Consider the following 20,654-nt stretch of genomic DNA (forward strand, 5'->3'; position numbering starts at 1 on the left):
AACATGCCTGGCCCACGCCGTTTTCCGTTGCCATTGATCGCTGCCTTCTTCGCCTTGTACGTCATCTGGGGATCGACCTATCTGGTGATTCGCATCGGCGTCGAGCATTGGCCGCCCTTGCTGCTGGCCGGGATTCGTTTCGTGATCGCCGGGTCGTTGATGTACGGCTTCTTGCGCTGGAAGGGCGCGCCGGCGCCGACCTGGGCGCAATGGAAGGCCGGGGCGCTCATTGGCGTGTTGCTGCTGACCTTCGGCAATGGTGCGGTGAGTATCGCCGAGCATACAGGCGTAGCTTCGGGCGTGGCGGCGCTGGCCGTGGCGACGGTGCCGTTGTTCACCTTGCTCTGCGGGTATTTCTGGGGTGCACGCAATACCCGTCTCGAGTGGGCGGGGATTGTGTTGGGGTTGATCGGCATTGCCATGCTCAACCTGGGTTCCAACCTGCAGTCGAGCCCGTTGGGGGCGGCTTTGCTGGTGTTCGCCGCCGCCTCGTGGGCCTTCGGTTCGGTGTTGAGTAAACATGTGCAACTACCCGCAGGCGCCATGGCCAGCGCCGTGGAGATGCTGGTGGCCGGCGTGGTGCTGTTGATCGGCAGCTTCGCCAGTGGCGAGCGCCTGGAAAGCATGCCGCCGCTGGAAGGCTGGTTCGCGCTGGTCTATCTGATCGGTTTTGGTTCGATCATCGCCTTCAACGCCTACATGTACTTGCTCAAGCATGTGCGTCCGGCCGCAGCCACCAGCTACGCCTATGTCAACCCGGCGGTGGCGGTGTTGCTGGGGATCGTCTTCGCCGGGGAAACCATCGGTATCGAAGAGGCCTTGGCGATGCTGGTGATTATCAGCGCCGTGGTCCTGATCGGGTTGCCGCAGTGGCGCAAGCCCAAGCCCGCACCGGCCGAATCATGATTTAGGGTAAACTGCCGCGCATTGCACACCTTGCGCTGATTTTTCCTACGGTATCTCCATGACTTTCGCCACTCTTGGCCTGATCGAACCCCTGCTGCGCGCCCTCGAGACGCTCGACTACCAGACGCCGACCCCGGTCCAGGCCCAAGCCATGCCGGCGGTGCTCGCCGGTCGCGACCTGATGGCCGCAGCCCAGACCGGCACCGGCAAGACCGCCGGTTTCGCCGTGCCGCTGTTGCAGTTGTTGACCACCGAAGGGCCGAAAGTTGCCGCCAACTCGGTGCGCGCGCTGATCCTGGTGCCGACCCGCGAGCTGGCCGAGCAGGTCCACGAAAGCGTGCGCCAGTACGCGCAGAACCTGCCGCTGAGCACCTACGCCGTGTACGGCGGTGTCAGCATCAACCCGCAAATGATGAAGCTGCGCAAAGGCGTCGATCTGTTGGTCGCCACGCCGGGCCGCTTGCTCGACCTGTTCCGCCAGAACGCGCTGAAGTTCAACCAGTTGCAGACCCTGGTGCTGGACGAGGCCGACCGCATGCTCGACCTGGGCTTCTCCGAAGAACTGGCGAACATCTACAAGGCCCTGCCGAAGAAGCGCCAGACCTTGCTGTTCTCGGCGACCTTCTCCGATGCGATCCGCCTGCTGGCCGGGCAGATGCTCAACGACCCGCTGAGCATCGAAGTGAGCCCGCGCAACGTGGCCGCCAACACCGTCAAGCAATGGGTGGTGACGGTGGACAAGAAGCGCAAGCCGGAACTGTTCATTCACCTGATGCGCAAGCACAAGTGGAAGCAGGTGCTGGTATTCGCCAAGACCCGCAACGGCGTCGATGCACTGGTGGAAAAACTCCAGGGCCTGGGCGTCAACGCCGATGGCATCCACGGCGACAAACCCCAGGCGACCCGCCAGCGTGCGCTGGATCGTTTCAAGGCCAGCGAAGTGCAGATCCTGGTGGCCACCGACGTCGCGGCCCGTGGCTTGGACATCGAGGACTTGCCGCTGGTGGTGAACTTCGATTTGCCGATCGTCGCCGAGGACTACATCCACCGTATCGGCCGTACGGGCCGCGCGGGTGCCACCGGTCAGGCGATTTCCCTGGTCTGCGCCGATGAAGTGAATCTGCTGTCGGCTATCGAAACCCTGACCCGTCAGGCATTGCCCCGACAGATGGAACAGGATTTTGAACCTGAGCATCGCGTGCCGGAAACCGATGCCAGCGGCCAGGTGATCAAGAAACCGAAGAAGCCGAAGAAACCGAAAGCTTCCGGTGGTGGCGGCAAGCGCAACCTTGGCAAGTGGGTAGACAGTGGCGACTCGGGGCCGGTGGAGCCTTCGGTGAAACCAGTGCGAAAAGTGCCAGTGTTCAATACCGGACCGCGCAAGCGTAAGCCTTGACGGACTGCTGCGTCGGATAGATTGCTTTCGCGAGCAGGCTCGCTCCCACAAGGGCTCTGTGGTGTTCACCGCTCTGGTGTCCAGCGCCCGATCTCTGTGGGAGCGAGCCCGCTCGCGAAGGCGACAACAAAGATTTCAAGCCTGGCGCTGCAACCACTCCACCATCCCCAACCCCGCCGCACGACCGCTGGCAAAGCATCCCGTAAGCAAGTACCCGCCGGTCGGCGCTTCCCAATCGAGCATCTCTCCCGCGCAGAAAACGCCGGGCACTTGCTTGAGCATCAGTCGCTCATCGAGTGCTTCGAACGTCACGCCGCCGGCACTGCTGATGGCTTCGTCCAGCGGACGGGTTTTCACCAGCGTGACCGGCAACGCCTTGATCGCCTGGGCCAGCCGCGCCATGTCGGTAAAACAATCGGCTGAAGTCAGTTCCCGTAACAACGCCGCCTTCACCCCGTCGAGCCCCAACTGGCTGTGCAGATGCTTGGCCATCGAGCGAGAACCGCGAGGCTTGCTTAATGCCAGGAGAATCTTGTCCACAGGCCGGCCCGGCAGCAGGTCCAGATGAATGGTCGCGCTGCCGTGTTGGTTGATAGCCTCACGAATCCGCGCCGACAGCGCATAGATCAGGCTGCCCTCGATGCCGGTGACGGTGATGACGCATTCGCCGAGGCGTGGCACGTCATCGTCGAGGCCGATGGCAATGTTCTTCAGTGGGGTGCCGGCAAATTTGGCGATCAGCAGATCGCTCCAGCCCGGCACATCGAACCCGCAGTTGCTTGGCTGCAAGGGCGCGAGGGCCACGCCGCGCTGTTCCAGCGGCAACATCCAGGCACCGTCGGAGCCCAGGCGTGACCAACTGCCGCCTCCCAGCGCCAATAAGGTCGCGTCGGGCTGTAGGGCCTTTTCCCCGTCCGGGCTGGCAATGCGCAGGCTGCCGTCGGCATTCCAGCCAAGCCAGCGGTGGCGCGTATGAATCACCACGCCGGCATCGCGCAGGCGCTTGAGCCAGGCGCGCAGCAGCGGGGCGGCCTTCATATCGGTAGGAAATACCCGCCCGGAGCTGCCGACAAAGGTGTCGATGCCCAGGCCATGAATCCATTCGCACAACTCATCGGCGCCGAATGCCCGCAGCAGCGGGGCGATATTCGGCGTGCGTTCGCCGTAGCGGGAGAGGAACGCCGGGAAGGCTTCCGAGTGAGTGATGTTCATGCCGCCGACACCGGCCAGCAGAAATTTCCTGCCCACCGATGGCATGCCGTCGTACAGGTCGACCTGGAGGCCGGCCTGGCTCAACACCTCGGCCGCCATGAGGCCGGCGGGGCCGCCGCCGATAATGGCGATGTTTGGGGTGGAAGGCTTGGTGGTCAAGGTCATGATCGGGCTGTGGGGGCAGGAGTAGGCGGGGCATTCTATCAGCACGGATCCCTGTGGGAGCGAGCCTGCTCGCGAATGCGGTGTGTCAGTTACATGACCATCAACTGGCGCACCGTATTCGCGAGCAGGCTCGCTCCCACAGGGGGATATATGGATGCGTGGAAAGTCTGGTTAAAAAACAGCCAAGCTCTTGCGAGCTATAGAGGGCATAGGTTGCAGGCCCTTTCGCTCAGGTTATCCACAGGCCGCTCCACAGGCATTGTGGGTAACGCACCCCGGCTTCAATGACAACCTGATGACGTCCAGACCTTCTGTGCGCTGTGGTGCAGGATTCCGTGCCGGCGGGCCAAGGCCTTGCGGTCCTTGCTGTAGCCGCCGCCGATCACGCCGACTACCGGAATGTCCCGGCCCAGGCAATGGCGCATGACGCTCTCGTCCCGGGCGGCGAGGCCTTCGTCGGTCAGCTTCAGGTAACCGAGGGCATCGTCCTTGTGCACATCGACGCCAGCGTCATAGAGCACCAGATCGGGCTGATAGAGCGGCAGCAGGTAATTGAGCGCGTCATCGACGACTTTCAGGTAGGCGGCGTCCTCCATGCCCATCGGCAGGGGAATATCCCAGTCGCTTTGCGCCTTGCGTGCAGGAAAATTCTTTTCGCAGTGCAAGGAAACTGTCACGGCGTCGGGAGTGTCATGGAGTATTCGAGCCGTACCGTCGCCCTGATGCACGTCGCAATCGAAAATCAGCACTCGCGAGACCTGACCGCTGGCGAGGAAATAGCGGCTGATCACCGCCAGGTCATTGAAGATGCAAAATCCGGCCGGGTGGTCGTAGTGGGCGTGATGGGTACCGCCGGCCAGGTGACAGGCCAATCCGTGTTCGAGGGCCTGCTCGGCGGCCAGCAGTGATCCGCCGACGGCGCGTACCGTTCGGCGAGCCAAGGCTTCGCTCCAGGGCAGGCCGAGGCGCCGTTGGTCTTCGCGGGACAACTCGCCGCCCATGTAGCGTTCGATATAGGCGCGATCGTGGGCCAAGGCGAGGATGTCCGGCGGGCATAGGGCCGGACGCAGCAGGTCCGCGTCTCGGGCCAGTCCGCTGTCCACCAGGTGATCGCGCAGCAGGCGGAACTTGTCCATGGGGAAACGGTGCTCCGCAGGGAATTCGGGGCTGTAGTCTTCGTGGTAGATCAGCGGTAGCGGCATGGTGTTTTCAGTGGCGGGTGAGTGACGGATCCTACCAGCGATGTAGACTCTGGGCATGGAAAGGGAGTGAAGATGGAGCCGATATTGGAAGTGGAAAGCGCACGGCTGATTCTGCGGCAGTGGCGCGATGAAGATCTGCCGGCGTTTGCGGCGATGTCTGCCGATCCGCAAGTGATGCGTTATTTTCCGGCCCCCCTGAGTCGCCTGGAAAGCGCTGCGTTGATCGGCCGGGTGCGCGGGCATTTTGCCGAGCATGGTTTTGGTTTGTGGGCATTGGAGCGCAAGGACACCGGTGCCTTCATCGGTTTTACCGGGCTGGGCGTGGTCGGGTTCGATGCGCATTTCACCCCGGCGGTGGAAATCGGCTGGCGCCTGGCGCGCGAACACTGGGGGCTGGGGTATGCCAGCGAAGCCGCATGGACCGCGTTGCGTTGCGCCTTCGACCGCCTGGGCCTGGATGAAGTGGTGGCGTTTACCGCTGTGGATAACTTGCCTTCGCAGAAGGTCATGCAGGCCATCGGCATGCAGCACAATCCGGACGATGATTTCGAACACCCAAAGCTCGCGGTCGGTCATCCATTGCGTCACCATGTGCTCTATCGCATCAATCGTGAGCAATGGTTGCAGACCCTTCACGGTTAACCGACACGGACGTTTACAATGCCCGCCAAAATGGCCCGGGCCAATTATCGATCCGCCGCCGCAGCACAGCCTGCGCGGTTTTGTGCTGTGTGAGGAAAATCTGAATGAGCCACGTGTTGGAAGATCTGGTCGACCTGCTGACCCTGGAACCGATCGAAGAGAACCTGTTTCGCGGTCGCAGCCAGGACCTGGGCTTTCGCCAGCTGTTCGGCGGCCAGGTGCTGGGCCAGTCGCTGTCGGCGGCCAGCCAGACCGTGGAAGAGGCGCGCCATGTGCATTCGATGCATGGCTACTTCCTGCGTCCGGGCGATGCGGCGTTGCCGGTGGTCTATCAGGTGGATCGCGTGCGTGATGGCGGCAGCTTCAGCACCCGACGGGTCACGGCGATCCAGAAGGGCAACCCGATCTTCACCTGCAGCGCGTCGTTCCAGTACGACGAGCAGGGCTTCGAGCACCAGAGCACGATGCCGCAGGTCGTCGGGCCGGAAAACCTGCCCTCGGAACTGGAACTGACCCAGCAGCGCGCGCACCTGTTGCCTGAACACATGCGTGAAAAACTGCTGTGCCCCAAGCCGATCGAGGTGCGCCCGGTCACCGAAAAGGACCCGTACAACCCGCAACCGGCCGATCCGGTCAAGTACGTGTGGTTTCGTGCAGATGGCGCCTTGGCGGATTCCCCGGCCCTGCATAAATACCTGCTGGCCTACGCGTCGGATTTCGGCCTGCTGACCACCTCGTTGCTGCCTCATGGCAAATCGGTCTGGCACAAGGACATGCAGGTCGCCAGCCTCGACCACGCGTTGTGGTTCCATGCCGACCTGCGCGCCGATGACTGGTTGCTCTACGCCATGGACAGCCCCTGGGCCGGTAATTCCCGTGGTTTCTCCCGCGGCAGTGTGTTCAATCGTGCCGGGCAACTGGTGGCCTCGGTGACCCAGGAAGGCCTGATCCGCCATCGCAAGGACTGGGCATGAGCCTGGCCGATGTGCGGCACTGGGTGTTCGACATGGACGGCACGCTGACCATCGCCGTGCATGATTTCGCCGCGATCCGCGTGGCCCTGGCGATTCCGCCTGAAGACGACATTCTCACGCATCTGGCGGGATTGCCCGCTGAAGAAGCCGCGGCCAAACATGCCTGGTTGCTGGAACACGAGCGGGACCTGGCGCTGGGCTCCAGGCCCGCGCCGGGGGCGGTGGAGCTGGTCCGCGAGTTGGCCGGGCGTGGTTATCGCCTGGGCATCCTGACGCGCAATGCCCGCGAGCTCGCCCACGTGACGCTTGAGGCGATCGGCCTGGCCGATTGTTTTGCCGTGGAGGACGTTCTCGGCCGTGATGAAGCGCCGCCCAAACCTCATCCCGGTGGCCTGTTGAAACTGGCCGAGGCCTGGAACGTGGCGCCCGAGACCATGGTGATGGTGGGCGACTACCGCTTTGACCTCGACTGCGGTCGCGCGGCGGGGGCGCGGACGGTGCTGGTGAATCTGCCGGACAATCCCTGGCCTGAGCTGACAGACTGGCATGCGCGTGATTGCGCCGAGTTGCGGCGGATGCTTTCGGCTTGATTCGGGCGGTGCCTGACTTGCCGCTTTCGCGAGCAGGCTCGCTCCCACAGCGATTCAGGACCAGTGCAGATCCCCTGTGGGAGCGAGCCTGCTCGCGAAAGGGTTTCCCGGTCGACACAACGCTCACTGCCCAAACAACACCTTCAACCCCTCCGGTGAATTGAACATCCCATCCCCATCATGCCCAACCCCGGGCACTTCGATCAGTCGCTGATTCAACCCTTGCGGGTGACGCCGGGTCAGGTAGTCAAAGAAGAAATGCCCCCGTAGCAGCCGATAAGCCCCTTGTGTCTGCGCTTCACAACCTTTATCCAGCGCCGGATGTTCCGGGTCGATGTCCTGTTGCCCCAGCAGATAGACGATGTCGCGCGTGATGTAGCGATTTTCCAGCTGGGCGGGCGTTTGCCCGGTAGCGTAGGCGGGCAGGTTCTCCAGGCCGTATTTCCAGCGATCGAAGCCTGGGCAACTGACCGGGTCGAACGCCATGGGCCGCTGTGCGTCCAGGTAGGCATAGGACGAAGGGTTGGCGATCACGAACCGTGGGCTGATGCGATAAGTGCCATGGGCAAGCAGGGCATAGCGCTGCACCACTTGGGCGCCGCCGGAGTGGCCGGCGATGACGATGTCTTTCACTGCGGGAAACTGCTGGCGGTCGCTGACCCGCGCAACGATGTCGTCCAGCACCTGGAATGAACTGAGCGGTTTCGGCCCCGTGGACAGGCCTCCCGCCATCCAGTCGTTGCCCTGCCAGCGCAGGATTTCAGCAGGCAACTGATGGCGCGCTACGTCATGTTCGTTGAGAAATTGTGGGGCAATGATCAACGTCGTCGCCGACTGACCGGCCTGTGCCGCGGCTTTTTCAGCGCTGTGCAAGTAAGTATCGGCATTGCGTAGCCGACCATGGAGGATGATCAGCACCCGCTCGATCGAGGCCGGTGGCGGGCTGACACCGACGGCCATGGCGCCGCCCCTGATCTGCAAGCGTCCCTCGGCGATCACCTTGACGCCGTGTTCCTCGGCCTGGGCTACGGCGCAGCACAGCACCAGCCCGATCAATGCCCGCCACTTCATCTACAGGGTTTTCGCCGCGAAGGTGTCGCACTGGCTGACCTGGCCTTGAGAAAAACCGGTCTTGAACCAGCGCACCCGTTGTGCCGAAGTGCCGTGAGTAAACGAGTCCGGCACCACGCGGCCCTGGCCTTGTTGCTGAAGACGATCGTCGCCAATGGCATTGGCGGCGGTCAAGGCCTCTTCGATATCGCCCGGTTCAAGCCAGTTCAGGCGCTTTTGTGCGTGGTTGGCCCAGACGCCCGCCAGGCAATCGGCCTGCAACTCTTGGCGCACCAGCAAACCACCGTCGCCTTCCATTTGCCGGCCTTGCTGGCGCGCTTCCTGGATTTTCGCCGACACGCCGAGCAGCGTCTGCACGTGGTGGCCCACTTCATGGGCGATGACGTAGGCTTGGGCAAAGTCTCCGGCGGCGGAAAAGCGCTGGGACATTTCCTTGAAGAAACTCATGTCCAGGTAAACCTGCCGGTCCGCCGGACAGTAGAAGGGGCCGGTCGCCGAGGAAGCCAGGCCGCACGCGGAGTTGACCCGACCGCTGAACAGCACCAGCTTCGGTTGCTGGTACTGGCGCCCGGCCTGTTGGAAAACCTGGCCCCAGGTGTCTTCGGTATCGCCCAGGATGGAGCGCACGAATTCAGCCTGTTCGTCGTTGGCCGGTGGCGCCTGGCGCGTTTGCGAAGGAGCGGGCGCGGAAGCCTGGTCCATCTGCCCGGTCAGTTGCCCGAGAATCTGCATGGGGTCCTGGCCGGTGATCCAGCCGATGCCGACGATCAGGATAATGGCCGTCAGGCTCAAGCCCTTGCCGCCACCAAAACGCATCCCGCCGCCGCCCCCACCGTCACCGCGGGCGTCCACCACGTTGTCACTGCGGCGACCTTTTTTCCATAACATGTGGGGAATCCTCTGGATGACGTGCGAAGAATGGCAGCTGTGGCGAAGAGTCTAGCTTTCAGGAGCGCAAGGTGCGCGCATGCTTGAGCTTTCAGGCAACTGACAGGGATTTTGGTTCATCGGTGCGCCGGTCCTGCCCGAGAGTGGAATTTTCATTACACTTCGGATCAGAACTATCGGAATCCTCGCTGGCCCAACAAGTGCATCAAGGATCACGGCCTTTCATCAAGCAACGCAGGTTTCCCTCATGACCGTCAGCACTCCGCTCTCCGGCGTCAACCAGGCTTTCAAGGGCATCGTGCTTATTCTGGTCGCAACGTTCCTGTTCTCCAGTCACGACGCATTGTCCAAATATCTCTCGGGTTTTTATCCGATCATCATGGTGGTCTGGGCCCGTTACGTGGTGCACACGTTGTTGATGGCGGGCATTTTCCTGCCGCGCTCGGGGCTGCGGGTGCTGCGGACCAAGCGTCCGTTGTGGCAACTGGCCCGGGCGTTGTGCCTGTTGGGCACCAGTCTGTTTTTCACCACGGCGCTGATGTACATCCCCTTGGCCGAGGCGACCGCGGTCAACTTCCTCGCCCCCGTGCTGGTCACCGCGCTGTCAGTGCCGTTGCTGGGCGAACACGTGACGCGCGGTCAGTGGATCGCGGTGATCTTCGGTTTCATCGGGGTGCTGATCATCGTTCACCCCGGTGGTGATCTGTTCACGCCGGCGGTGCTGTTGCCGTTCTGTTCGGCGCTGTTTTTCTGCTTCTACCAATTGCTCACGCGCAAGCTCAGCGAGATCGACAGCCCGACCACCAGTAACTTTTTCGCAGGACTGTGCAATACCCTGGTGATGAGCGCGCTGGTGCCGTTCTTCTGGCAAGTGCCCAGCGTGACCCACGGCTTGATGATGCTCGCATTGGGTGCCTGCGGGATGACCGCGCACCTGATGCTGACCCAGGCCTTCCGCTTCGCCGCCCCGGCGCTGCTGGCGCCGTTCGGGTATTGCCAGATTATTTTCGCCGGGCTGCTCGGCTGGCTGTTGTTCAGCCATACGCCGACGCTGACCACGGTGGTGGGTATCGTCCTGATCTGCTTGAGTGGATTGGCAGCGGCGTGGCAGCAGCGGCGCAAGTAAAGCTCAAGCCATTTATGGCTGGCACAGGCTTTTGTGGCGAGGGAGCTTGCTCTCGCTGGGCTGCGAAGCGGCCCTCGCTTTTTTACGATTGCTGCGCAATCGAGCGGGAGCAAGCTCCCTCGCCACGGGTAAATCGCTGTCCGTTAGTTCACGGTCAGTTTTCCAGGGTCGGAACCTTGCGCGGCGCCATGAAGTACATCCAGATCAGCGCAATGAAATACATCGCCGGAATCAGGGTGAACAGCACCGTGTAGTTGTTATTGGTGACGGTCAGGATGTGCCCCACCAACTGGGTCATGAACATCCCGCCGATGGCCGCGCACATGCCGCCGAAGCCGAACACCGTGCTCATCATGTGCTTGGGCGTGTAATCCATCACCAGGCTCCAGATATTTGCCGTCCAGGCCTGGTGCGCGCCGATGGCCAGGGAAATGGCAAACACCGCCACCCACAGGCTGCTGGAGCCGGCGGCCATGATCACCCCAACGATGCAGCAGGCGAACAGCAGCATGGAGACCAGTCGCGCCTTGATCGGGTTGACCCCGCGACCGATCAGGAACGAGGACAGGATCCCGCCGCCGACGCTGCCGAAGTCGGCGGTCAGGTAGATGATGATCAGCGGGATGCCCATCTGGGTCACGTTGATGCCCAGGTTGTATTGCTGGTTGAGAAACGGCGGCAGCCAGTAGAGGTAGAACCAGAACACCGGCGCGGTAATCGAGTAGGCCAGGGCGAAGGCCCAGGTGCCGCGCATGCGCAGGATACGGGAGAACGGTACGCGGACCTGGTCCGGTTCTTCCTGGGCCTGGATGTAGTCCAGTTCCGACTGTTTGACGCTGGGGTGATCTTCCGGGTTGAAATATTTCAGGCCCCAGAACAGCAACCAGATCCCGCCCAGCGCGGCCATGCACAGGAACGCGGCCTGCCAGCCCCACACGTGCAGGATCAGCGGCAGCAGCATCGGCGTGAACATCGCGCCAACGTTGGTGCCCGCGTTGAAGATACCGGTGGCCACGGCCCGTTCGCCGGCCGGAAACCACAGCCGCGTGGTCTTGACGCAGGCCGGGTAATTGGCGGCTTCGGTCAGGCCGAGGATGAAGCGGCAGACCATGAAGCCCACCGCCGAAGTGGCCAGGCCATGGGCGCCGGTTGCCAGGCTCCAGAGCAGCACGGCGCAGAAGAACACACGCTTGACGCCGATCCGGTCGATCAGGCGACCTTGCAGCAGGAAGCCGACCGCATAACCGACCTGGAACCAGAAGTTGATATTGGCGTAGTCCATCGCCGTCCAGCTCATCTCCTTGGCCAGGATCGGCTGCATGACCCCAAGGGCGGCGCGGTCGATGTAGTTCAGGGTGGTGGCGAAAAACACCAGGGCAAGCATGCCCCAACGGGTCTTGCCCACGGCCATGGCGCCACGGATCTTGTCGCCGATGCCGTCTTGGGCGGCACTCAGGCCGGGGGCCAGGCGGGAACTCTGGGAAGGAATCATAGGTGCACCCGTTCTTGAAATTCTTATGGTGTGGTCTGGGTCTGCATTGAGGCTCGCGCCGCAACCCGGCGTCAATGTGGGGGTCGATGGTGCGCAGTGGACAAAAAATCGTCAATTCGCTCATCGGGCATTGTGTTCGATAATCGCCCAAAAAACTAACCGGATGGTACATATTAAATTGCCCAAAAAAACCGACCGCTCAATAATCGGCTGACTCTTTCAAAAGCGGCGCACCTTGTGTAGCCGATGCCTGTCCCGGGAGCCGAAGTCATGCAGCGTTCCATTGCCACTGTTTCCTTGAGCGGTACCCTGCCGGAAAAACTCGAAGCGATTACCGCCGCTGGTTTCGACGGCGTGGAAATTTTCGAGAACGATCTCCTGTATTACGACGGCAGCCCTCGGGAAATCAGGCAGATGTGCGCCGACCTGGGTATCGCCATCACCTTGTTCCAGCCATTTCGGGATTTTGAAGGCTGCCGCCGGGATCGTCTGGCGCGCAACCTCGACCGCGCCGAGCGTAAATTCGATCTGATGCAAGAGCTGGGCACCGATCTGGTGCTGGTGTGCAGCAATGCCTCGGCCGACAGTGTCGGCGACGAACAGATACTGATCGATGACCTGCGTTTGCTGGCGGAGCGTGCCGGTGCGCGGGGCCTGCGCATCGGCTATGAAGCGTTGGCCTGGGGCCGCCACGTGAATACTTATCAACAGGTCTGGAACATCGTGCGCCAGGCCGATCACCCCAGCCTGGGCGTGCTGCTCGACAGCTTCCACACCTTGTCCCCCAAGGGCGACCCGAGCGCCATCGCCGAGATTCCCGGGGAGAAGATTTTTTTCGTGCAGATGGCCGACGCACCGATCCTGGCGATGGACGTTCTGGAGTGGAGCCGGCATTTTCGCTGTTTCCCGGGCCAGGGCGAATTCGACCTGCCGGGTTTCCTCGCGCCGATCATCCAGAGCGGTTACACCGGGCCGCTGTCGCTGGAGATCTTCAACGACGGGTTTCGCGCCGCGCCGCCCAGGGCCAACGCCGCCGACGGTTTGCGTTCGCTGCTGTACCTGGAAGAAAAAACCCGTGAGCGCCTGGCCGCGCAAGCGCCTGCGCAGAACAGCGATATCCTCTTCGCGACAGCGCCGGCCAGCGAATACAACGGCGTTGAATTCCTGGAGTTCGCCGTGGATGACAACCTCGGCGCCAAGCTCTCCCACTGGCTGGAGCGGCTGGGGTTCGTCAAGGCCGGCCAGCATCGCTCCAAGAACGTCAGCCTGTTGCGCCAGGGCGATATCAACCTGATCCTCAATTGCGAGCCGTATTCCTTCGCCCACAGCTTTTTTGAAGCCCATGGCCCATCGTTGTGCGCCACCGCCGTGCGGGTCAAGGACAGCGCCAGCGCTCTCAAGCGGGCGGTGGCCTACAAGGGCCAGCCTTATCGTGGCCTGGTCGGGCCCAACGAGCTGGAGCTGGCGGCGGTGCGAGCGCCGGATGGCAGCCTGATCTACCTGGTGGACCAGGACGCCGATGTCTATGGCACCGATTTCAACTTGCAACCCGGTGCGGTCATCGGCGCCGGGCTCAAGCGCATCGACCACATGGCGATGGCGCTGCCGGCCGACAGCCTCGACAGTTGGGTGCTGTTCTACAAGAGCCTGCTGGATTTCGAAGCTGACGATGAAGTGGTGTTGCCCGACCCCTATGGCCTGGTGAAAAGCCGTGCGTTGCGCAGCCGCTGCAGTTCGATTCGCTTGCCGCTGAACATTTCCGAGAACCGCAACACCGCGATCTCACACGCGCTGTCGAGTTATCGCGGTTCCGGCGTGCACCATATCGCCTTTGACTGCGACGATATCTTCGCCCAGGTCAGCCGTGCCAAAGAGGCCGGGGTGCCGTTGCTGGACATTCCGCTCAATTACTACGATGACCTGGCGGCACGTTTCGATTTCGACGATGAGTTTCTCAGCGAGCTGGCCTATTTCAACGTGTTGTACGACCGTGACGCCCAAGGCGGCGAGTTGTTTCACGTCTATACCGAACCGTTCGAAGGGCGGTTTTTCTTCGAAATCATCCAGCGCAAGAACGGTTATGCCGGCTACGGCGCGGCCAACGTCGCGGTGCGGCTGGCGGCCATGGCCAAGTCCCGCAGCGGCGGCTTGCGGCACGCCAAGTTGTAGGGAAATCGTAAGCGCGGCGGTAAAGGGCAACGCCGTGGCTTCCTTCACTGTGCGGTGCGGCCCATAATCGCGAACCTGTGCAGTGATGGCCGTGAGCCCGTAATGACTATGAATCCAGAGCTTTCCGCAGCCCTCGACGAACCTGTCGCCGCGCCGCGCAAGAGTCGCAAGAACAACCCGGAAAAGACCCGGGAAAATATTCTTCAGGAAGCCATCGTCGAGTTCGTCCAGCAGGGCCTGGCCGGCGCGCGGGTCGACGCCATCGCCGAGCGCATCCACACCTCCAAGCGGATGATTTATTACTACTTCGGCAGCAAGGAGCAGCTGTACGTCGAGGTGCTGGAAAAACTCTACGGCGATATCCGCACTACCGAAAGCCGCCTGCACCTGGCCGAGCTGGCGCCGGTCGACGCAATCCGGCGCCTGGTGGAATTCACTTTCGACCACCATGACCGCAATGTGGACTTCGTGCGTATCGTCTGCATCGAGAACATCCACAACGCCGAATACGTGAAGCAGTCTGGCGCGATCAAGGCGATGACCAACACCATCCTCGATTCCCTCGGTGTGATATTGCGCCGAGGCGCCGAGGAGGGCGTGTTCCGCGCCGGTCTCGAGCCGCTGGATGTGCATCTGCTGATCAGTTCGTTCTGCTTCTATCGGGTGTCCAACCGCCAGACGTTCGGTGAGATCTTTCAGATCGATCTGTCGGACGAAGCGGTCAAGCAGCGCCATCGGCAGATGGTCTGTGAATCGGTATTGCGGTACTTGCAGGCCTGACACCGAACCTCTGCATACCTTGTGGGAGCGAGCCTGCTCGCGAATGCGCTGTGCCAGTCACAAATTCGCCTACTGAAACAACGCATTCGCGAGCAGGCTCGCAGACACAGAGGAATTTTCACTCGGCTTTAATTATCCATGCGCTGAAAATGCGCCAGCATCCGCCCCGCATCGGGCGCCACGCCGCTGAACAGTTCGAACGCTTTCACCGCCTGGAACACCGCCATGGTGCCGCCATCCAGCGTGCGGCAGCCGAGGGCGCGGGCGTTGCGCAGCAGTTCGGTTTCCAACGGGAAATAGACGATTTCCGCGACCCACAGATCGCCTCGCAACAGCTCCACCGGTACCGGCATCCCCGGCAGTTTCGCCATGCCCATGGGCGTGGTGTTCACCAGCCCGTCGGCCTCGGCCATGGCGGTGGGCAGGTCATGCCCGGCGCGAGCACGGCCGGTGCCGAACTGTTGGTTCAGGTTGTTCGCCAGCGCCTCGGCACGGCTGGTCTCGACATCAAAGATGCTCAGCGTCTCCACGCCTTCGGCGAGTAGCGCGTGGGCAACGGCAGCCCCGGCACCCCCTGCGCCCATCTGGACGACATGGCGACGGGAAACATCGCCCAAGCCTCGACGAAAGCCTTCGGCGAACCCGAGGCAGTCGGTGTTGTGGCCGATGCGTTTGCCGTTCTTGAGCACCACGGTATTCACCGCACCGATGCCACGCGCTTCGGGCGACAACTCGTCCAGCAGCGGGATGACCGCCTGTTTACAGGGAAACGTGATATTCAACCCGGTAAAACTCATGCGTTCGGCAGCCACCAGCAAATCGCCCAGGGCGCCGCTGTCGAGTTTCAGCGCATCCAGATCAATCAGCCGATACAGGTAACGCATGCCTTGGGCATCGCCTTCGTGTTCGTGGAGCGCCGGCGTGCGAGAGGCCTGGATGCCCGCGCCGATCAGGCCGGCCAGTACAGTGACGTTGGACATACTCATCAACCCTTCAACCGCTGACTGAAATGCTCCAGGGCCAGGCGATAACCATGGCTGCCGAACCCGCACATCACGCCGATGGCGACTGACGAGACAAAGGAGTGGTGACGAAAGGTTTCGCGGGCGTGGACGTTGGACAGGTGGACTTCGATCACCGGGACTTCACTGGCCACCAGCGCGTCGCGGATCGCAACCGAAGTGTGGGTCCAGGCCGCCGGGTTGATGATGATCCCGGCACACCGGCCACGGGCGCCGTGAATCCAGTCAAGCAGTTCGCCTTCCTGGTTGGTCTGGCGGAACTCCACGGCCAGGCCGAACTCCTCGGCGGCGCAGCCGCACAGCGCGGAAATATCAGCCAGGGTTTCGTGGCCATAGGTGGCCGGCTCGCGGGTGCCGAGCAGGTTCAGGTTCGGGCCGTTGAGCACCAGAACGATCGGAGGCATCGCAATTTCTCCACATTTTTATTGTTGGTGTGGGCTGTAGTTCAGCCTGTGGGGATAAATTGTACTAGATGGTTAATTTGGTCAAATAAAGCAGCGGTCATCGGGCAATAACCGTTCGATGATCGGACGTTGCCTTAAGTAAGGAGAGGGCAGTTGTGGCGAGGGAGCTTGCTCCCGCTGGGCTGCGCAGCAGCCCCAGGTTTTTGCGGTTGCTGTGCAACCGAGCGGGAGCAAGCTCCCTCGCCACGACGGTTTGCGTAGGTCAGCGCCGGGTCAGCAACACGCCGGATTCCATGTGATGAGTCCACGGAAACTGATCAAACAAAGCGCAGCGCGTGATGCGGTGGGTGTCGCTCAACTGCGCGATGTTCGCGGCGAGGGTTTCCGGGTTGCAGGAGATGTAGAGGATGTTGTCGAAGCGTCGGGTCAGTTCGCAGGTGTCCGGGTCCATGCCGGCGCGAGGTGGGTCGACGAAGACGCTGCCGAATTCGTAGCTTTTCAGGTCGATACCCTGCAAGCGGCGGAATGGGCGGACTTCGTTCAAGGCTTCGGTCAGTTCCTCGGCGGATAGCCGTACCAACGTGACGTTATCCACAGCGTTTTCGCTGAGGTTGCTCAGCGCTGCGTTGACCGATGTCTTGCTGATTTCAGTGGCGAGCACTTTGCGCGCGCGGGTGGCCAGGGGCAACGTGAAGTTGCCGTTGCCGCAGTAAAGCTCCAGCAGATCGTCGCTGCGATCGCCCAAGGCTTCATAAGCCCAGTTGAGCATCTTCTGGTTTACCGTGCCGTTGGGCTGGGTGAAGGCGCCTTCGGGCTGGCGATAGCTGAAGGCACGGCCGCCCACCTCAAGTTTTTCCACCACGTAATCGTGGCCGATCACTTCCCGTTTGCCTTTGGAGCGTCCGATGATACTGACGCCCAGGTCGGCCGCGAGTTTCAACGCCGCGGCGTGCCAGTATTCATCCAGCGGGCGGTGATAACACAGGGTGATCATCGCGTCGCCGGCCAGGGTGGTCAGGAATTCCACCTGGAACAGCTTGTGGCTCAACGGCACACTGGCCTGCCAGGCGGCCTTGAGCTGCGGCATCAACTGGTTGATGCGCAAGCTGGCGATGGGGAACTCTTCGATCAGGATTGGCGTGCGCTTGTCATCCTGGGAGAACATCGCATAGTGGCGTTCGCCGGCTTCGCGCCACAGGCGGAATTCGGCGCGCAGGCGGAAGTTCTGCAACGGCGAGTCGAATACCTCGGGCTCGGGTGCATTGAACGGAGCCAGCAAGTCACGCAAGCGCGTGACCTTGTCCTGCAACTGGGCGGCGTAGGCTTGGGAATCAAAAGTCATGCGTTGAACCAACCCAACTTGATAACGAACAGGATCGACAGGATGACCAGCGCCGGGTTCAGCTCACGGCCACGGCCGGACACCAGTTTGATGGCGGTCCAGGCGATGAAGCCGAAGGCGATGCCATTGGCGATGGAGTAGGTGAACGGCATTGCCAGCGCCGTGATCACCACCGGGGCGGCGACGGTGATGTCGTCCCAGTCGATCTCGGCCAGGCCGGAGGTCATCAACACGGCCACAAACAACAGGGCCGGCGCGGTGGCGAAGGCCGGGACGCTGGCGGCCAGTGGCGAGAAGAACAGCGCCAGCAGGAACAGGATCGCCACGACGATGGCGGTCAGGCCGGTGCGTCCGCCGGCGCTGACGCCTGCCGCCGACTCGATGTAGCTGGTGGTCGTCGAGGTGCCCAGCAGCGAACCGGCCATGGCGGCGGTGCTGTCGGCGATCAGCGCGCGGCCCATCTTCGGCATGTGGCCGTCCTTGCCCATCAGCCCGGCGCGCTTGGCGACGCCGATCAGGGTGCCGGAGTTGTCGAACAGGTCGACGAAGAGGAAGGCGAAGATCACGCTCACCAGACCGATGTCCAGGGCGCCCTTGATGTCCAGTTGCAAAAACGTCGGGGCGAGGGAGGGCGGCGCGGAAATGATCCCGCCAAACGGCGTGAAGCCCATTACGATCGAGACGACGGTGACCGCCAGGATGCCGATCAGCACGGCGCCGCGTACTTTCAGTGCTTCCAGGGCGACGATCAGGACGAAGCCCAGGGTCGCCAGGATTGGTGCCGGTTGCTTCAGGTCGCCGAGACCGACCATGGTCGCCGGGTTTTTCACCACGATGCCAGCGTTGTTCAGGGCGATCAGCGCCAGGAACAGGCCGATACCGGCGGCGATGGCCGAGCGCAGTGGCAGCGGGATGCTGTTGATGATCCATTCGCGAATACGAAAGATCGACAGCAGGAAAAACAATACGGCTGAAACGAATACCGCACCCAGCGCCACTTGCCAGGTGTGGCCCATGTGCAAGACCACGGTGTAGGTGAAGAAGGCATTCAGGCCCATGCCCGGTGCGAGGGCGATCGGATAGTTGGCGATCAGGCCCATGACCGTCGAACCGATGGCCGCCGCCAGGCAGGTGGCGACGAATACGGCACCCTTGTCCATGCCGGTTTCGCCGAGAATGCTCGGGTTGACGAACAGAATGTAGGCCATGGCCAGGAAGGTCGTGACGCCCGCCAGGATTTCGGTCCGCACGTTGGTATTGTGTGCCTTGAGTTGAAACAGCCTTTCCAGCATGTCTGCTCCCCGTGGCGCGCGCGGCGCCGTGAATGTATCGACCTCAACAGCAAAGCACACTGCGCCAGGGGCGCCCGGGATTTTCTGCGGGTCGGAAAAAGCCGCGCATCATAGCAGCGCGGCGATGAGGCTGCGATCCTCGGTGTGCGTCGCAAAGTGTGCAGACGCAAAAGTTGGGCCATACTGCGCGCGATTCCGGGGAGGTCGGTATGTATCGCATGAAAAAATTCGCATGGGCCTGCGCCTTGAACCTGGGGCTGCTCGGAACGGCGGCGCACGCCGCCTCGGCGCCGCCGCTGAGCGAGGTCAAGGTGCTCAAGGTCGAATCGCCGACCTGTGGGTTTGAGAATATCGCGGCAGGGCGGGCGCAGACCCGTTGCGATCACAGCGGGCCGAATATCAAGGTCTACGTGTTGGAGGTCGGTTATGGCCGCCAGCCTCATGTCACGCTGGACGGCTTCGAAGTCGACGGCACCCGCTCGCCGGTGTGTGCGTTCAGCAATGGCAATCTCAACGACTGTTCGACGAGCACCAAGGTGGTCGGTTACCTGTACATCTTCGATCTGAAGGGCAAGCAGGAAGGCACTTTCAGCTTCAGCAATGTGTCGATCAACGCGCCGGGGAACCGGATGGCGACCCAGCTCTACATCAAATGACACCGTCACGGGCGACCTTCACCTGACACGGTCCGGCAAAGCTGGCTAGTCTTGAGGGATCACCCAGCGGAGAGCGCCCATGATTCCTGGAACCAAGATCCCCCGAGCCCTGATTGCCGTGGCTGAAGGCGTCGACGATTTGCAGACGGTGACGCTGATCGATGTGTTGCGTCGTGCGCAGCTCGAAGTGGTGGTGGCGAGTATCGAGGGCCGACGCATGCTCACCTGTGCACGCGGCACGCGCCTGACCGCCGACGGCATGCTGGTGGACATGCTGGTTCAGGATTTCGACCTGATCGTCCTGCCGGGCGGCATCATTGGCGCGCAGCATCTGGCCACCCACCAGCCGTTGCAGCAGTTGGTCAGGGACCAGGCCGCCGCCGGGCGATTTTTTGCCGCCATCGCCGAAGCGCCGGCGCTGGTACTCCAGGCGTTCGGCGTGCTACGCCAGCGCCGCATGACGTGCCTGCCCGCCGTGAGCCAGCAGCTGTCCGGATGCAGCTTCGTCGACCAGCCGGTGGTGGTGGATGGCAACTGCATCACCGCCCAAGGCTCGGCCGCCGCCCTGATATTTGCCCTGACGCTGGTGGAGCAACTCGCCGGCAAGGGTGTGAGGAGCGTGGTGGGGGCGGAGTTGCTGGCCTGACAGCGTCATGCGTGGTGGGCAAGGGGTTCGATCAAAGGTTGTTCGCGTTGCTCGGCCTGCCATAAGTCGTAATCAGTCTGCACGCCCAGCCAGACGCGCGCCTTGCCGATTCCTGCACGCTCAAGGCGCACTGCCAGGTCAGGGCTGATCGGCGCATGGCCATGCAATACACGGGAAAGATGCGGCCGGGCGAAACCCAGATGGCGTGCCAGTTCGGTCACCGTGATGCCCAGCTCGGGCAGCACGTCCACCAGCAATGTTTCGCCAGGATGTGGCGGATTGTGCATGGGCATGTTCCAGCCTCCTGTCAGTGATAGTCGAGGTAATCGACCAGTTCGATGTCGGACCCGATGAAGCGAAAAATGATTCGCCAGTTTCCCGAAACACTCAGCGACCAATATTCGGTCAGCTCGCCCTTGAGCGGGTGCAACCGCCATCCGGGTATGTCCAGATCGCTCGGAATACGCGCTCGATCCATGAACTGAAGCATGCGAGCCAGGCGTTTCCCATGGTCAGCCCGAACTCCACGCGTCGAACCCGTTTCATAGAAAATTCTAAGACCTTTGTGCTGGAAGGATTTAATCATGGACGCGAGTGTAAGGCGACACATTACACTCGGTGCGGTACATAGTTACCTCACATGCGGGATAGAACCGTGCTTTCGCAGCAGCAATTGCCT

21 protein-coding genes are annotated in these 20,654 nt (G+C 62.1%); 10 read left to right on the forward strand and 11 right to left on the reverse strand.

All coding sequences use genetic code 11. The annotated features are described in order from the left end of the window. Nucleotides 1–3: 3 nt before the first annotated feature. Nucleotides 4–906, forward strand: coding sequence for a drug/metabolite exporter YedA (yedA, locus tag J3P89_RS03545; RefSeq protein WP_030140336.1), 903 nt, complete (start codon nucleotides 4–6; stop codon nucleotides 904–906). Between the two features lie 58 nt (nucleotides 907–964). Next, nucleotides 965–2,302 carry a DEAD/DEAH box helicase gene (locus J3P89_RS03550; protein ID WP_434696732.1) on the forward strand — a complete coding sequence of 446 codons (1,338 nt, stop codon included), beginning with the start codon at nucleotides 965–967 and terminating at the stop codon, nucleotides 2,300–2,302. 135 nt (nucleotides 2,303–2,437) lie between these two features. Here J3P89_RS03550 and J3P89_RS03555 read toward each other — a convergent pair whose 3' ends face one another. Beyond that, a complete protein-coding gene (locus J3P89_RS03555; RefSeq protein ID WP_434696733.1) occupies nucleotides 2,438–3,679 on the reverse strand; it encodes a TIGR03862 family flavoprotein in 1,242 nt (413 codons plus the stop codon). 281 nt (nucleotides 3,680–3,960) lie between these two features. Beyond that, nucleotides 3,961–4,881: a histone deacetylase family protein gene (locus J3P89_RS03560; protein WP_434571656.1), complete on the reverse strand. Its 921-nt coding sequence runs from the start codon at nucleotides 4,879–4,881 to the stop codon at nucleotides 3,961–3,963. Nucleotides 4,882–4,953: 72 nt separating this feature from the next. Here J3P89_RS03560 and J3P89_RS03565 point away from each other — a divergent pair, with 72 nt between their 5' ends. The 3 genes from J3P89_RS03565 (at nucleotide 4,954) to J3P89_RS03575 (ending at nucleotide 7,087) form a co-directional block, all read left to right on the forward strand. Next, the gene (locus J3P89_RS03565; RefSeq protein ID WP_434696734.1) at nucleotides 4,954–5,523 is read left to right on the forward strand and encodes a GNAT family N-acetyltransferase; all 570 of its coding nucleotides are present in this window, start codon (nucleotides 4,954–4,956) and stop codon (nucleotides 5,521–5,523) included. A 104-nt stretch (nucleotides 5,524–5,627) separates the two neighbouring features. Next, complete coding sequence (tesB, locus tag J3P89_RS03570) at nucleotides 5,628–6,497, forward strand: acyl-CoA thioesterase II (protein ID WP_072411434.1); 870 nt, start codon at nucleotides 5,628–5,630, stop codon at nucleotides 6,495–6,497. Next, nucleotides 6,494–7,087, forward strand: a complete 594-nt coding sequence (locus tag J3P89_RS03575) for an HAD family hydrolase (protein WP_434571659.1) — start codon at nucleotides 6,494–6,496, stop codon at nucleotides 7,085–7,087. The genes tesB and J3P89_RS03575 overlap by 4 nt, the downstream gene beginning before the upstream one ends. 123 nt (nucleotides 7,088–7,210) lie before the next feature. Here J3P89_RS03575 and J3P89_RS03580 read toward each other — a convergent pair whose 3' ends face one another. Next, a complete protein-coding gene (locus tag J3P89_RS03580; protein ID WP_434696735.1) occupies nucleotides 7,211–8,158 on the reverse strand; it encodes an alpha/beta hydrolase in 948 nt (315 codons plus the stop codon). Then, nucleotides 8,159–9,046 carry a KPN_02809 family neutral zinc metallopeptidase gene (gene ypfJ, locus J3P89_RS03585; protein ID WP_434571663.1) on the reverse strand — a complete coding sequence of 296 codons (888 nt, stop codon included), beginning with the start codon at nucleotides 9,044–9,046 and terminating at the stop codon, nucleotides 8,159–8,161. Between the two features lie 247 nt (nucleotides 9,047–9,293). Here ypfJ and J3P89_RS03590 point away from each other — a divergent pair, with 247 nt between their 5' ends. After that, a complete protein-coding gene (locus J3P89_RS03590) occupies nucleotides 9,294–10,172 on the forward strand; it encodes a DMT family transporter (protein WP_434571664.1) in 879 nt (292 codons plus the stop codon). Between the two features lie 154 nt (nucleotides 10,173–10,326). Here the strand turns inward: J3P89_RS03590 and J3P89_RS03595 are convergent, their stop codons facing one another. Then, on the reverse strand, nucleotides 10,327–11,664 hold the full coding sequence (locus J3P89_RS03595) for an MFS transporter (protein WP_434696736.1): 1,338 nt from the start codon (nucleotides 11,662–11,664) through the stop codon (nucleotides 10,327–10,329). Nucleotides 11,665–11,934: 270 nt separating this feature from the next. On the opposite strand from J3P89_RS03595, the gene quiC reads away from it, so the two are divergent. Together quiC and J3P89_RS03605 are read left to right on the forward strand one after the other, a co-directional pair. Further along, nucleotides 11,935–13,833 (forward strand): 3-dehydroshikimate dehydratase QuiC, encoded by a 1,899-nt coding sequence (quiC, locus tag J3P89_RS03600; RefSeq protein WP_434696737.1) that lies wholly within the window; start codon nucleotides 11,935–11,937, stop codon nucleotides 13,831–13,833. Nucleotides 13,834–13,935: 102 nt separating this feature from the next. Beyond that, a complete protein-coding gene (locus J3P89_RS03605; protein ID WP_320389482.1) occupies nucleotides 13,936–14,613 on the forward strand; it encodes a TetR/AcrR family transcriptional regulator in 678 nt (225 codons plus the stop codon). A gap of 128 nt (nucleotides 14,614–14,741) precedes the next feature. Here the strand turns inward: J3P89_RS03605 and J3P89_RS03610 are convergent, their stop codons facing one another. The 4 genes from J3P89_RS03610 to J3P89_RS03625 form a co-directional block, all read right to left on the reverse strand. Continuing rightward, a complete protein-coding gene (locus tag J3P89_RS03610; protein WP_434696738.1) occupies nucleotides 14,742–15,593 on the reverse strand; it encodes a shikimate dehydrogenase in 852 nt (283 codons plus the stop codon). Nucleotides 15,594–15,598: 5 nt separating this feature from the next. Further along, nucleotides 15,599–16,039, reverse strand: coding sequence for a type II 3-dehydroquinate dehydratase (gene aroQ, locus J3P89_RS03615; protein ID WP_434696739.1), 441 nt, complete (start codon nucleotides 16,037–16,039; stop codon nucleotides 15,599–15,601). 262 nt (nucleotides 16,040–16,301) lie between these two features. After that, on the reverse strand, nucleotides 16,302–17,381 hold the full coding sequence (trmA, locus tag J3P89_RS03620) for a tRNA (uridine(54)-C5)-methyltransferase TrmA (RefSeq protein ID WP_434696740.1): 1,080 nt from the start codon (nucleotides 17,379–17,381) through the stop codon (nucleotides 16,302–16,304). After that, a complete protein-coding gene (locus tag J3P89_RS03625) occupies nucleotides 17,378–18,673 on the reverse strand; it encodes an NCS2 family permease (protein WP_305498657.1) in 1,296 nt (431 codons plus the stop codon). The genes trmA and J3P89_RS03625 overlap by 4 nt, the downstream gene beginning before the upstream one ends. A gap of 209 nt (nucleotides 18,674–18,882) precedes the next feature. Here J3P89_RS03625 and J3P89_RS03630 point away from each other — a divergent pair, with 209 nt between their 5' ends. Both J3P89_RS03630 and J3P89_RS03635 read left to right on the forward strand, forming a co-directional pair. Then, nucleotides 18,883–19,329, forward strand: coding sequence for a DUF4879 domain-containing protein (locus J3P89_RS03630; RefSeq protein WP_434696741.1), 447 nt, complete (start codon nucleotides 18,883–18,885; stop codon nucleotides 19,327–19,329). A 79-nt stretch (nucleotides 19,330–19,408) separates the two neighbouring features. Next, complete coding sequence (locus J3P89_RS03635) at nucleotides 19,409–19,975, forward strand: DJ-1 family glyoxalase III (RefSeq protein WP_434696742.1); 567 nt, start codon at nucleotides 19,409–19,411, stop codon at nucleotides 19,973–19,975. 5 nt (nucleotides 19,976–19,980) lie between these two features. Here the strand turns inward: J3P89_RS03635 and J3P89_RS03640 are convergent, their stop codons facing one another. Both J3P89_RS03640 and J3P89_RS03645 read right to left on the reverse strand, forming a co-directional pair. Next, nucleotides 19,981–20,268, reverse strand: a complete 288-nt coding sequence (locus J3P89_RS03640) for a HigA family addiction module antitoxin (RefSeq protein ID WP_434628067.1) — start codon at nucleotides 20,266–20,268, stop codon at nucleotides 19,981–19,983. Nucleotides 20,269–20,282: 14 nt separating this feature from the next. Beyond that, nucleotides 20,283–20,561: a type II toxin-antitoxin system RelE/ParE family toxin gene (locus tag J3P89_RS03645; RefSeq protein ID WP_434628070.1), complete on the reverse strand. Its 279-nt coding sequence runs from the start codon at nucleotides 20,559–20,561 to the stop codon at nucleotides 20,283–20,285. Between the last annotated feature and the right edge of the window lie 93 nt (nucleotides 20,562–20,654).

Source organism: Pseudomonas sp. Z1-14, assembly GCF_051132005.1.
Lineage (GTDB): Bacteria > Pseudomonadota > Gammaproteobacteria > Pseudomonadales > Pseudomonadaceae > Aquipseudomonas.